This is a genomic window from Amycolatopsis vancoresmycina (assembly GCF_000716785.1).
Taxonomy (GTDB): Bacteria; Actinomycetota; Actinomycetes; order Mycobacteriales; family Pseudonocardiaceae; genus Amycolatopsis; species Amycolatopsis vancoresmycina.
The window spans coordinates 335,032-348,745 of the sequence record NZ_JNYY01000002.1 but is presented as its reverse complement, the minus strand read 5'-3'; the positions used below and the strand labels follow the sequence as shown (position 1 = coordinate 348,745).

Sequence of the window (13,714 nt, the reverse complement as noted above, 5' to 3'; positions counted from 1 at the left end):
GTGGGGATGGAGATGCCCGACGCGGTCAAGTGGCTGCTGCCGATCGTCGTCGGGGAGAGCTGGCCCGAAGGTGACGAGACGAAGCTGCGCGCGCTGCGGGACGCGTGGCACACGGCGTCGTCGGCGATCGGGCCGGTGTCGGAGACGGGCACCCAGGCGGCGTCCGGCATCCGCGACAACTGGACGGGCGACGGCGCCGACGCGTTCGCGGAGCAGTGGAAGAAGTTCGTCGAGGGCGACGAGGCGTACTTCAAGCAGCTGGCGGACGCGGCTCAGGCGCTGGGCGATTCGTGTGACCAGACGGCGCTGGACGTCGAGTACACGAAGTACATGATCATCATTTCCCTGATCATCCTGGCGGCCCAGATAGCGGCGATGATCGCGGCGGCCGCGGTGACGTTCGGCGGCTCGACGGCGGGCATCGCGCCGGCCCAGATCGCCACCCGGATGACTGTCCAGATGCTGTTCCGGCAGCTGCTAGAGAAGCTGGCGCAGCAGGGGTTCAAGCAGGTCGCGAAGGAGCTGCTGGAGAAGCTGCTCAAGCAGGGCCTCAAGAAGATCGGCATGGAGGTCCTCAAGAACGAGGCGATCAACCTGGGCATGGACGCGGGCATCCAGGGCCTGCAGATGGCCAAGGGCGACCGCAAGGAGTGGGACTGGTCGAAGACCTCGGACGCGGCGATCTCGGGCGCGGTCGGCGGAGTCGTGGGAGCGGCATCGGGATCGATCGGCCGGGGAGCGACCGAGGGGCTGTCGCACAGTGCCGGCGGCCAGGTGGCGGACGCGGCCATGCGAGCGGGAGCGCGGGGCGCGGTCGAGGGGGTCGCGCAGACGGTCGGCCAGGCGGCGGTGACGGGGGATCTGGGGTCGCTGACGCCGGAGCAGCTGCTGATGGGGGCGTCGAGCGGGGCTGTCGGAGGCGCGGTCGGGGGCGCGAAGGAACAGCTGCACGCGGTTCACGAGGCGAACATTCCGCGGGAGGCGGACGGGGGATCGCCGGATTCGGCTGGGGCGGAGGAGCCGCGCGGCGAGGGTTCGCCTTCGAGCGAGGAGCCGCGGCGGGAGGCGGCCGGGTCCGAGGAGGCGCGGAGCGATGAGCCGCGGCGGGAGGCGGCCGGGTCCGAGGAGGCGCGGAGCGAGGAGTCGCGGCGGGAGGCGGCTCGGTCGGAGGAGCCGCGGGGCGAGGCGGCTTCCGAGCCGCGCGGCGAGGAGGCGCGGCGGGAGGGCACTTCTTCCGAGTCGCGGGGCGAGCACGCGGGACCGCCGCCCGAATCGCGGGGCGAGGAGCCTCGGCACCAGGCAGCTTCTGAGGCTCAGTCGCGGGCCGAAGAACCACGCCCGCAAGCGGAGCCCCGGAGCGAGGCGTCTCCGGAACCGCGGGGTGCAGAGCCTGCGGCGGGTCCGCGCGGCGAGGGAGCACCTCCGCCGGAAACGCGGGCCGCGGCGGAACCGGAGATCCGTCGCGAGGCTGAGGCACCTCGCCCGCAGGCGGAACGCCCGATCGCTCAGCAGCCGGAGGCGCCCCGCGCGGTGGAGTCGCCGCAGCAGGCGGCGAGCTCGCAGGGCGGCTACGGCATGGCCCCGCCGGCGGGCCCCGGCCCGGAGCCGGGACGGCAGAGCGGCGGACGTCCGCAGGACAACGTCGGCGCGGCCGGGTTCACCGGCGGCGCGAACCAGCCGTTCGCGGCGGATGCGGGGACGGTTCAGAACGGTCCGTCACCGCAGCAGGCGGCGCCGCCGCCCGGAGGTGGGTTCACGCCACCTCCGGCTCCGCCGGGCGGGATGCCGAACGGCGGCGGTCCGGGACGTGCCGGTGGGCCGGTGCCGCCGCGGGGTGGGCAGTTGCCGCCGGAGCAGCCGCGACGGGTCCCGCCGCCGGATCCCCGCCGGATGTTGCAGGGCGGGCAGCCACCGGTCCGGCCGCCCTCGGGGGCTCAGCACGGCGGACAGCCGCACCAGGGCGGACCGGTTCGCCCGGGCACGCAACCGTTCCAACACGGCGGGCCGCTGCCGGGCCGCCCAGGCGCGCAGCCGTTTCCAGGCGGACCAGCGCCGACGCGGCCGGGCGGACATCCACATCCGCCGACCAACACGGGCGGGCAACCGTTGCAAGGTGGGCCGCCGCCGACTCACCCGAACGGGCAGCCGCCGGTCCACCCCGGCCCGCAGCCGTTCCAAGGCGGGCCGCGACCGACTCAACCCGGCGGGCAACCCCATCCAGTTCACGGCGGCACGCAACCGTTCCAAGGTGGGCCGCCGCCAGCGCAACCCCACCCGGGCGGGCAGCCGCCCACTCACCCGGGCGCGCAACCGTTCCAGGGTGGGCCGCCGCCTGCTCACCCGGGCGGACCGCCGCCGGTTCACCCCGCCACCCAGCCGTTCCTGGGCGGCCAGCCCCACCCGGGCTCACAACCGCACGCTCACCCCGGCGCGCCGCCTTTCAACCAGGCCGGCGGGCGATCTCACCCGAGCGGGCCGTCCGCTGCTCAGGCCGGTGGGCAACCGCCGGGTTGGCAGGCTCCGCACCGTGGGCCGCAAGCTCCGGGGCAGCCACCTCACGGTCCCCACGATCCGCGGCGGGTGCCGCATTCGGGGCAGCGTCCCGGTGGGTATCCGGGTCCGCAAGGACCGGGTGGGCGACCGCCGACGCCGCCTCTGCATGACCCGCGTTCGCGGTTCGGGGCGCCTTCGGAGCAGCGGCCCGTCGAGCCGCCGCGGGCCTTTGAACCGCCACCTCAGGAACATCCGGTTGTGCACGAGCCCGTGGCCGAACCGGCGCCCGTCCACGAACAGCCCGCAGCGCACCGGACCGACGAGCCCTACCTCGCCGACCAGCGGTTCCACACCGATGACCCCGTCGGGATCCGGCGGATCGAGGACACCTTCCTGGACTCCGGGCGGCACAGCTCGGAGTCCGGTGAGTGGCGGCACGAACAGGTCCGCCGGGAGGCCCTCGCCAAGCGGGACGAGTTCCACCCCGGTGTCTCCGATGCCGGGGCACTCGCCGTGCACGCCTACACGCGGTACGAAATGGTCGGGCCGCTCAACCGGGCGCTGCGGCTGGGTGGCCCGGAGCTCGTGGACCTCGCGCCGCAGGCCGGGGCGCTCGTCTCCGGGCTGAACGAGCTTCCGCCGCACGTCGGGACCGTTTCGCGGCGGGTCGACTTCCACGGGGATCCCGCGCGGCTGCAGGCATTCCTCGGCCGGTTCCACGAGGGCGCGCACATCACCGAACCGTCCTTCCTCAGCTCGTCGAAGGTCGACGCGGACCACCCGCGCAGTTCCTTCCCCGGCGAGGTCGAGATGCGGATCCAGTCCAGGACCGGCCGTGACGTCGAAGCCATGGCCAGCATCGGGCACGAACGCGAAGTCCTCTTCAAGGCCGGGACGCAGTTCGAGGTCACCGGCGTCGAAAAGGGCCCCGGGCACCCGGACAACCCGAACCGGCGGCCCGGTGAGCCGCAGTGGATCGTGCACGCCGAGGAGGTTGCTCCCGGGCATCCGCGGCACCTCGGCGAGGCCGATGCCCGGCAGGCGATCGAACAGCGGCGGGCCGCCGAGCGCGCCGACGAGGATCGCTTCCAGCGGGAAGCCGACGCCGAGCTCGAACAGTTCTACGCCGAGCACCCGCACCTGCGGCCGAGCGGTGACATGTCGAAGCTCCTCACCGCCTTCGACGACCCGAGCGCGCCGCCCCCGCCCGTGCGGCGGCCGCCGGCCACCGCGGCTCCCGAAGGTGGCTGGGCGCAGCTCGCCGAGCCGCTCCGGCCAGGTGGGACGCCGGTGCTGCACGCCGGGTCCGTCGAGACGCCGCAGCAGCACGCCCGCCTCGTGCGCGACGCCGTTCCCGAACTCGCTGCCGTCAACACCCGCAACCACTACCGCCCTGGCGAACACGGCTTCCGGACCAACGCCGCCGAGTCGATGACCGCCTTCGACCGGCGGATGAACGGCGAGGACGTCGTCGCCGCGCCGGCTCGCGGCGAAACCCTCGACGGGCCCTGGCGCGACCGGGGCAGCTTCGACGACGTCGTTCGTGACCTCGGCGAACGGCCCGTCGGCGCGCGGTCTGCCGTCTCCTTCGAACACGGCGGCCACGAACAGCTGGTCGCGGTCGTCCACACCGAGCACGGTGTCCTCTTCGCCGATCCCGTCACCGGACGGCTCGCCGAGCTGCCGCACGACGCCGCCGGGATCCGCGAGCTGCCGCTCGGTCCGCACGAAACGATCACCGACCGGCTCGGCCCGGCACCCGAACGGCCGCCGCACGACGAGGGCTACCTCTTCGACGGCGACCACCGCGGCACCCCGGCCGACCACGAAAGCATCCGCCACGCGGTCGGCAACGAGGACGTCTACCAGCAGATCCACGACCGCGCGCTGGCCCGCCGGGACGCCGCCGGGCTGCCGCTGACCGACGAAGCCGCCGTCGCGGTGCACGGCTACACCCGCGGCGAGTACGCCTACGACGTCAACGAGGCTCTGCGCCGCGGCCCCGGCCACCCCGGCTTCGACCTGGCGCAGGCGAACGCGCGCGCCATCGTCGACGGCCTCAACCAGGTCCCGCGCACGTCCGGCGAGAGCATCCGCGCCTTCGACGTCGGCGGTGACCCGCGGCTGGCCGAGCTCGTCGCGGGGCCGTACGAGCCGGGCGCGGTGGTCGTCGAGCCCGCGTTCTCCAGCGCGTCGATCAAGACCGACGAGTTCTCCACCAGCAAGTTCGGCGACGACGTCGAGCTGCACGTCCGGTCGGACAACCTCCGCGACATCTCGAAGCTCGCCGAGAACCCGTCCGAGCGCGAGTCGCTGTCGCCGCCCGGCACGCAGCTGCTGGTGCACGAGCGGCGGCTGGAGATCACCCCCGACGGCCGCCGCAAGTGGGTGATCGAGGCCGAGGAGATCGGCCCCGGCCACCCGCGTTACCTCGACCCCGACGCCGCGCAGCACAAGATGGCCGAGCGGCGCGCCGAGAACGAGCACAACGCGGCCGAGTTCGAACGGCGACGGCAGGCCGCGCTGATGGAACGCCTCGGCGGCTTCGGCGAGCCCGAGCACGTGGCCCCGCCGCCGGAGCACCCGACGGTCCACGACGCCGCCGACAGCCCGGCCGAGCCCCTGCCCGTTCCCGAGCCGGGGCCGGACTACTCCCGGCTGGCGCGTGCGACGAACCCGCCGTCCGAACCGGCCATCCACGCCGACGGGACGACGCCGAGCGAGCGCGCGGCCTACGTCCAGGACCGGCACCCGCACCTGCGTGACGTCAACCCGGGCTTCCACCAGCCGGGCGCGCTGGAGAACGGGTACATGTCGAACTGCACCCGCGGGCCCGAGGCGTACATGGACCGGCTGCGCGGCGGCGACCTGACGGCCGAGCCGATCCTCTTCCACGAGATGGGCACGCGCGGCACGCTCGAGCACATCGAAGGCCGGTTCGGCGAGACGTTCTCCGAGCGCGGCAGCTACGACGACGTCATCAGGGAGATGCGCGGCAAGCCGCTCGACCACCACGCCGTGGTCGCGGTGAAGTACGAGGGCCCGAACGGCGTCGTCTACGGGCACGTGGCGATGGTTGTGCACACCCGCGAGGGCGTCGCGTTCATCGATCCGCAGTCCGGCGACCTGATGCACCTGCCGCAGCCGCCGAAGGGCATCAAGCTGATGCACGTCGGCACGCCGGACGAGGTGCACGTCCAGCCCGAGCACGCCCCGAACGAGACCCACGGCGGCTACGGCCACGCCCCGCAGTCCCGGCTCGACGAGCTGCTCGCCCAGCCGCGGGTCGCCGAGGCGCTCGCGGGCGCGACCACCGACCTCGTCGTCAAGGACCACGAGGGCAACCCGCAGAACCTCGGGCCGGTCGGCGAGTTCGTCCGGACGCGGCTGGCGGAGCACCCGGAGCTGGTCGACCTGCTCCACGACCCGGCCAACGAGTTCCTGACCCGGTCGCTGCTGCGCAAGCCGGAGACGATCGCCAGCCTGCTGGTGCACGACGAGGCCATCCCGATCCTGGCCGACGCCGTGCACGAGGTGCACCACCCGGACCCGGACGCCGAACCGGTGGGCCCGCACGCGGAGCCGACGCCGCTCACCCCGGAACAGGCGGAGGTCTCGCGAGAGGTGGTCGACCAAGCGGCGGACCACCCGAACGCGCACCGCAAACAGGCACCGTTCGACCAGGGCCGCCTCGGGGACGAGGCTTACACGCGGGAGTACCTGGCCGAGCGCTACCGGGAGGCGGCCCGGGCCGACCTCAAGCTGAAGGAAATCCTGCCGCCGCTGGCCGAGGAGACCGGCGGCCACGCCGGGTTCCGCCCCGGACCGAAGTCCGAAGGCCGGGCGATGGACAAGATCAACACCAACTACAACGGCGACGCGTCGCGGCTGGTCGACCTCGCGGGCGCGATGATCCAGTTCGAGCGCGTGCAGGACGCCTACGCGGCGTTGGCGCGCATCGCGGAACATCCCGGCCTGGAGATCGTCGATTTCGACGACCGGTTCGCGAACCCGGCTCCGGCCGGTTACCGCGACCTGCAGATGAGCGTGCGCATCGACGGGCACGTCGCCGAACTGCGCCTGCACCTGAAGGCACTGGACGATGTCTCGGCGTACGAGCACTCGCTGTACGAGGTCCGCCGTGACCTCAAGGCCCTCAAGAAAGCCGAAGACCGACCACACACCGACGAGGAACAGGCCCTGATCGACGGGCTGATCAAGCGCGAACGAGAGCTGTTCTGGGACGCGCTGCAGGGGAGTCTCTAGATGGTCCAGACGCCGTCCTACTTCGAGTACTACAACCACACGTACGTGGTCGACAGCACGCCCGACGGCGGGCTGACCGGTCGCATCCTGAACTGGCAGACCGGGGACTTCGAGGAAAAACCGGAACACGTCATGGACGTGCTCTTCGACCACGGCCCGGACATCCGCAGCCTCGACCGCGAACGGTTCGTGCGCCGGACCGAGGAGGAGCGGCACAACTACCTCCGCGGCGACGGGCCGATCTTCGCGCTCTACCAGACCATCGACGCGATCTGGGCGGCCGTCGAGGAGGAGCACCGCAAGATCACCAAGGAGGAGCGCGCGCTGATCGACTCGATCTACCGGCGCACCTTCAAGATGTGGGAGGACGAGTTCGCCCGCCGCGCGGCCGGCGAAGCCCCGGCCTTCACCTTCACCTCGGTGATCCCGCAATGATTCACGTGGAACATCAGCTTTCCCCGGAAGCGCAGCGGACTCTCCTGGTACGGCTGGGAAAGCTCGTCCGCGAGCACCGGGCCGACGCCGACGCGCCCGCCGTCGTCGACTTCCGGCAGGTCGGCGCGCACACCGAAGCCGTCGGCCACAACACGGCGACACCGGACGAGCTGACCGGGCTCTTCACCGAACTGCGGTCCGGCATGTACACCGAGGACCGCGGCACCTGGCTGCAGGCGCGCTTCACGCTCACCCCCGACGGCGCCTTCGACTTCGACTTCGCGGTGGACGACGATCCGGTGTGGACGGACGCCCCGGAGCCGGCCGCCTACCCGGCGGAGCTCGCCGCGTTCCCGCGGGCCGACGAGCACATCCCGGACTGGTGGCGGCTGCGCGCGCAGCTGCCGCTCGGCGTGGTGTTCCGGCACGCCGACGTCGGCGGCCCGGACGTCGAGCGGCCGCCGCTCACCGACACCGAGGTGCCGCTCGTGCTGCAGTACCTCGAGCGCGAAGCCGTCGTCCACGAAGACGGCGACGAGCGGTTCCACACCGACGGCACGTGGATCTGGTCCGAGGCCGTCCCGCTCCTGCTCGCGAAGCACGGCGTACCGCCGGAGCCGGACCTGGTCGCGCACATCCGCCGGCACCACTTCCAGCCGCCGTACGTCGAGCCGCTGGTGCGGCGGACCGCGGAGGCGGACCTGCTGGGCAAGCCGCGGCCGAAGCCGGGCCGCGCCGACGTGAAGAAGACCAGCGGTGACGTCGCCGCGGAGCTGGAGACCACGCCGGACCCGAAGCTCGCCGACGAGGAACTGCTGATCGTGCTGGTCCAGCGGCTCGGCGAGCACGGCGTCTGGCCCGAGGCGTACCGCGTCGGCGAGCGCGCGGACGGCGCGTGGTGCCTCAACTACACCCCGGACGGCTGGGAGGTCGCCGCGTACGCCGGCGGCAAGCCCCGCGAGCCCCGGTACTTCGGCCGCCTCGAAGACGCCGCCCAGCAGCTGCTCGGCGCGTTGCTGCTGCACCCCGCCCGGATGACCGCCGGGCACGAAACACCGCTGGAAACCGCGAAGGAGCTCGACGACTGGCCGGTGCACCCGGCTCCGGGTGAGCCTCCCCTCACCCTGCTCCGCAACAAGCGCATCACCCGGCTCGTGGCGGGTACGGTCGTCCTGCGCTTCGGCGAGGAACCCGGCAATCTCGTTCACCACGGCGAGGTACGGTTCGCCACGACGTCGCTGCCGCTGGAACGCGAGCGGGAACGGCGGAGCTACCGGCTGAGACGCCCGCTGCACGTGATCACCGGCATCACGGTTCCGTGGGCGAATCTGCCGGGTGGCGCGGTGGCCTTCGTGCTGCCGAAGACGATCGCCGAGCACGAGTCCGACGGAAGCCTGGAGAGGATCGAGTAGGTGGAAGCGGCGGAAGCGATTGCCAAGGTCGGCCAGTGGCTGCGCGCGGTGCACGGCCCCGACGTCTCCGGCCCCGCGGGCCTGCGGGTGGACACCGAGAAGGTGCTGCGCATCCCCGAGGGCTGGTCGGTGCCCTACAACACCATCGCGTTCCTCGACGAGGGCCGGCCGGAGAAGGAGATCTTCCCGCCGCCGTCGGTCGTCGTGCGCGAGCCGGACGGCGAGCTGCGCCAGGCGCACCCGCACCCCGGCGGGCTGTCGGTGCCGGTGGCGTTCCCCGGCCAGGAGAACTGGCGCGAGGTCGTCGACCCCGAGTACGTGAAGGCCGGGCTCGGTGAGCTGGGCGTGCCGCTGCAGGCCGTCGCGGGCTGGGTGAAGGTCGACGCCGAGGGCAACCAGACCGGCGAAGAGCGCGAAAACCCCGAGTACAAGGCCGGGCCGATCCGCCGCGGCTACCCGAAGCCGGAGAACACCATCGAGACGCTGCTGTCGTTCGGCAGCGTCGGCTGGCTGACCCGGGAGCTGCTGCTCATCGGGCTGATCCGGTGCGAGGTGTTCGTCCCGCTCGACCTGGAGACCGGCAAGACCGACCGGTTCTACTTCGCCGAGGAGCGCAACGAGCTCAAGGTGTTCAGCTCGACCCGGCACCTGCCCTCGCGCGAGCACGGCTGGTGGAAGGTCGACGTCGCGACGCTCGCCGAGTTCGAGCACCCGCCGAACCTGGTCATCAACGGCGGCCCGACGACCATCGAGGACGTCTCCAGCGGCGAGCTCGCCGAGATCGTCAAGCGGTTCCCGCGGCACGAGCCGCGCATCGACGTGCACGGCCGCTGCCCGGAGGCGGAGGAGGACCTGATCCGGGTCGCCACCGAGACCGCGTCCCGGATGGGGCTGCCGGATCCGGTGAAGCCGCCGCTCGTGGCGGCCGAGAAGGCCCGGCGGCGCGGTTTCGAGCTGACCGCCGAGGAGTGCGCGAAGACCGTGCTCGGCGAGTCCTGGCTGAAGCGGCTCGCCATGCCGGAGCCGCCGCGCAGCAAGCCCAACGACCTGCGCGCGAACGGCCTGGCTCCGGCGTACGACAACGCCGGCCGCACGGTGCCGCGGCTCGACACGTTCGGCAAGTACTTCGAGCGGGACCTCGACGGCTTCCGCTACGGCTGGCAGCGCGTTACGGGCGCGTACGTCGGCTTCGCGCTCGGTGAGGCCCTCGGCGCGGCCGTCGACCGGATGATGCTGCACGACATCCACGCGAAGTACGGCATCGAAGGCGTCACCGACCTGGTCCCGGCGTTCGACCAGCCCGGCCGGATCGGCTCGCTGACGCAGCGGCTGCTGTTCTACACCGAGGCCGCGATCCGCAGCCCGCACCGCGAGCAGCCGGAATCGCGCGAGGCCGAGCAGCTCTTCCCCGACGTCGTCCGCGGGGCGCTGCAGCGCTGGCTGCGCACCCAGGGCGCGCCGATGGACGCCGTCGACGGCTGGCTCGTGCAGGTCCCGGACCTGCACGCCCGGCGTGACGCCGACGACGCCGAGCTCAACGCCTACCACCAGCTCGCGACCGGGGGCGCCGGTGCGCAGCCGATGACCGGCCCGGCTGCGCTCATCCCGGCGCTGCCGGCCGCGCTGACCATGGCCGGGCCGGGCAGCGGGCTCAGCGGCGGCGCGCGGCAGGCCGTGCGCGAGCTGGCCGGCGTCACCCACCCGACCGAGCCCGACCTGGCCGCCGCGACCTACCTGACCTGGCTGTTCGAGCACGCGCTGACCAAGGAGGCGTTCAGCTTCCCGATCTGGAACACCAGCCGCGAGGTGCTCAACCCGGACAACCAGTACCAGCAGGGCCCGGAGTGGACGGCGATCGCCGAGATGGTGGCCGAGTCGGTGCCGTTCTTCGGCGAGCACGGGCTGCCCGACCTGCGGATGCCCGAGCTGATCGGCGACGGCAAGACGACGCTGTCGGTGCTCGGACGCGCCTTCGCCGCGTTGTCGGGCTTCGAGAACTACCCGGAGCAGGCGCTGCTTCGCGCGGTCAACCACTCCGGCCGCAGCGCGCTCACCGGCGCGATCGCCGGTGCCCTGCTCGGCGCGCGGACCGGGATCCCCGGCCTGCCGCAGAAGTGGGTCGACCAGCTGGAGCTGCGGTACCTGGTGGAGAACGTCGCTTCGGACGCCTACTGGCACTTCGACCGGCATTCGGCGCTGAGTGCCCTCGGTGATCAGTGGATCGAGCGGTACCCGCGGCATTAGCGCGAGGATGGGGAGAATGGCAGAAGCGGAAGACGGCGGCTTCGTCGAGTGGCGTCCCGACGTCGACCCGGAGTTCGACGAGAAGGCGTTCCCCGAACTCGGCATCCCGGTGCGTGCCATCCGCGGCTGGACGCAGTACACGCTGTTCGGGGAGCCGACCGGCCCGCGCCGGGGCAACGAGCAGTACACGCCGGGCCCGGTGTGGCGCGGGTTCCCGGTGCCCACCACCGACGCTGAAAAGCTGCTGAACTACCTGAGCGTCAACTGGATCAGCCGCGCCGATTTCGCGCGCGCTCTGCTGGACTGCGAGGTGTTCGTTCCGCTGCTGAACGGCGAGCCGCTGCTACGGCCGGTGCCCGGCACCGGCGGCCGCGAAGTCATCGCCTACAGCTCGTCGGCGAAGGTGCCCGGGCGGTATCCGCGCCGGTGGCGGGTGGCCGTCCGCGAGCTGCCGTCGTCCGGGCTGACCCTCGACCCCGGCACCGGGCTGGTCCGCAGCCTGACCGCGGCCGAGCTGACCGAGGCCCGCGGCGGTGCGGCCGAGCCACGGGCCCGGGTCGAAGAACCCGCGCCGGAAGCCGGGCCCGAAGTCGCCGAGGCGCTGCCCGGCCTGGTCGCCGAGTTCGGCGTCGAGCCGCCCGACCTGCTGGAACGGCACCTGCGGTACGCCGTGGACCACGCCCGCGACCACCACTTCGAGCTGACACCCGCCGAGTGCGTCCGGTACCTGCGCGGGTTCGCCTGGCAGTACCGCAACGGCGTCCGGCGCCGGGCGGGCCAGGAGGCTGAATGGCCCGCCGACCTGGCCGCGAACGGCCTGATCGCGCACGTGGACGAGGACGCTCGCCCGCGGCCGGTGCCGTGGACGTTCGGGAAGTTCTCCGCCTTCGGCACGCTCGCCGGGCGCTTCGCGTGGCACCGGATCGTCGGCGCGTACGTCGGCTTCGCGATCGGGGACGCGCTGGGCGGCGGCGCCACCGGCCCGCTGCCGTTGGGCGGCCTGACGCGGCACCTGCTGTTCCACACCGACGCGCTGCTGCGCGGCCTGCCGCCGGTGCCGACCGGCGAGGTCCCGGCGACCCTGCCCGAACCGGACCCGGTCGGCTGGCTGGCCATCGCGACCCGGCACGCCGGCCCGGCACCCGCCGAGTTCTCCGCGCTGCTGGCCACGGCCTTGGCCGCGACCCCGGCCGGCGCGGTCGCCCTGGCCGACGTCGACGGCGAGCAGTACGCGAAGGACGTCGCCCGGGAGCTGACCGGCAGCGCGGCCGGCGCGGAGGTCACCGAAGGCGTCGAGCTGCTGGTTTCGCTGTTCCAGGCCCTGCTCACCCGTGACACGTTCGCGCTGCCGGTGCACGTCCGCCTGCGGGAGCTGGGCGGCGACCTGGCGGCGTCGACGCTGGCGCTGCGCGAGGACCGCGACGCCGACGACGTCGCGCAGCTGGAGAGCATCGGCGACGGCCGGAGCGTGCGGTCGGTGCTCGGCCGCGCGCTGTTCGCCGCGGCCAAGCGCGGCTACGACCCGGAAGCCGCGATCACGCTCGCCGCGCGGTCCGGCCCGGTCGCCGGGGCGCTGGCCGGGGCGATGGTGGGCGCGCGGCTCGGGGTACCGGGGCTGCCCGCCGCCTGGGTGGCCGCGCTGCCCGACCTCGGCCTGCTCGACGACGTGGCCAGCGACGTCTTCTGGTACTTCAACCGCAACGGCCTCCAGACGGAAGCCGCCGAACACGCCCGCTGGGAGCGCCGGTACCCGAGCGGGCGGTTCACCCCGAAGGGACCGGACTTGCGATCACGACTGCGGGGCAGCCTGCTGGCCGGGGCGATCGGCGACGCGCTGGGCGCCAAGACGGAGTTCGACTCGATCGACCGGATCCGCGAGATCGCCGGACCGGCCGGCATCACCGACTTCATCCCGGCGTACGGCGGCGTCGGCCGGATCACCGACGACACGCAGATGACGCTCTTCACCCTCGAAGCGCTGATCAGGGCGCACGCCCAGCAGCGGCGGACCGGCTCGGCCGACGTCGTCCACTCGCTGCAGCTGGCTTACCAGCGCTGGCTGCACACCCAGGGCGTCACGTGGGACCGGGCGCGCGGGCCGCAGTCGGCGGTCGAGGCGCCGGACGGCTGGCTGATCACCCACCAGGAGCTGTTCAGCCGGCGCGCACCGGGCCTGACCTGCTTCGGCGAGCTGGAGGCGTACGGCCGCTCGGGCGTGCGCGGCACCATCGAGCGCCCGGTGAACAACTCGAAGGGCTGCGGCGGCGTGATGCGCGCGGCGCCGATCGCGCTGTGGTCGGACGACCTCGCCGAGGTGTTCCGGCTCGGGGCCGAGAGCGCGGCGCTGACCCACGGTCACCCGAGCGGGTACTTGTCGTCGGGCTGCTTCGCGGTGATCGTCCACGAGCTGCTGCACGGGAAGCCGCTGCTCGACGCGGTCGCGACCGCGCGGGCCGAGCTCGTGCAGCACCCTGGTCACGAGGAGCAGAGCGAAGCGCTCGACGCGGCCTTGGCGCTGGAGGGCCCGCCGACGCCGGAGAAGCTCGAGACGCTCGGTCAGGGCAACGTCGGCGAGACCGCGTTGTCGATGTCGGTGTACGTCGCCCTGACCACCACGGACGCCGATTCGGCGTTGCTCGCGTCGGTCAACCACAGCGGCGACAGCGACTCGACCGGCTCGGTCTGCGGCAACCTCGTCGGCGCCATGTACGGCGAAGCAGCCCTGCGGAAAAGCTGGCTCGACCGGCTGGAACTCCGCGATGTCATCGTCGGCCTCGCGGACGACGCGCTCACCGAGTTCGGCCCGGGTGCGCCGGGCGACGACCGGTGGTTCGCTCGGTACCCGGTCGACTAGGTTTTTCGGG

5 protein-coding genes are annotated in these 13,714 nt (G+C 73.0%); all 5 read left to right on the top strand.

The window, feature by feature from the left end:
* Positions 1–6: 6 nt before the first annotated feature.
* Genes OO60_RS47680 through OO60_RS47675 form a run of 5 tightly spaced genes read left to right on the top strand, consistent with a single transcriptional unit; the run spans position 7 to position 13,704 of the window.
* On the top strand, positions 7–6,759 hold the full coding sequence (locus OO60_RS47680; RefSeq protein WP_244885501.1) for a WXG100-like domain-containing protein: 6,753 nt from the start codon (positions 7–9) through the stop codon (positions 6,757–6,759).
* Positions 6,760–7,194, top strand: coding sequence for a hypothetical protein (locus tag OO60_RS07170; RefSeq protein ID WP_003087414.1), 435 nt, complete (start codon positions 6,760–6,762; stop codon positions 7,192–7,194).
* On the top strand, positions 7,191–8,606 hold the full coding sequence (locus OO60_RS07165) for a glycohydrolase toxin TNT-related protein (RefSeq protein ID WP_240490703.1): 1,416 nt from the start codon (positions 7,191–7,193) through the stop codon (positions 8,604–8,606). Before OO60_RS07170 ends, OO60_RS07165 begins: the two co-directional genes overlap by 4 nt.
* A complete protein-coding gene (locus OO60_RS07160; protein ID WP_003087420.1) occupies positions 8,607–10,850 on the top strand; it encodes an ADP-ribosylglycohydrolase family protein in 2,244 nt (747 codons plus the stop codon). It begins immediately after the preceding gene.
* A 16-nt stretch (positions 10,851–10,866) separates the two neighbouring features.
* Positions 10,867–13,704, top strand: coding sequence for an ADP-ribosylglycohydrolase family protein (locus OO60_RS47675; RefSeq protein ID WP_244885493.1), 2,838 nt, complete (start codon positions 10,867–10,869; stop codon positions 13,702–13,704).
* Positions 13,705–13,714 lie beyond the last annotated feature (10 nt).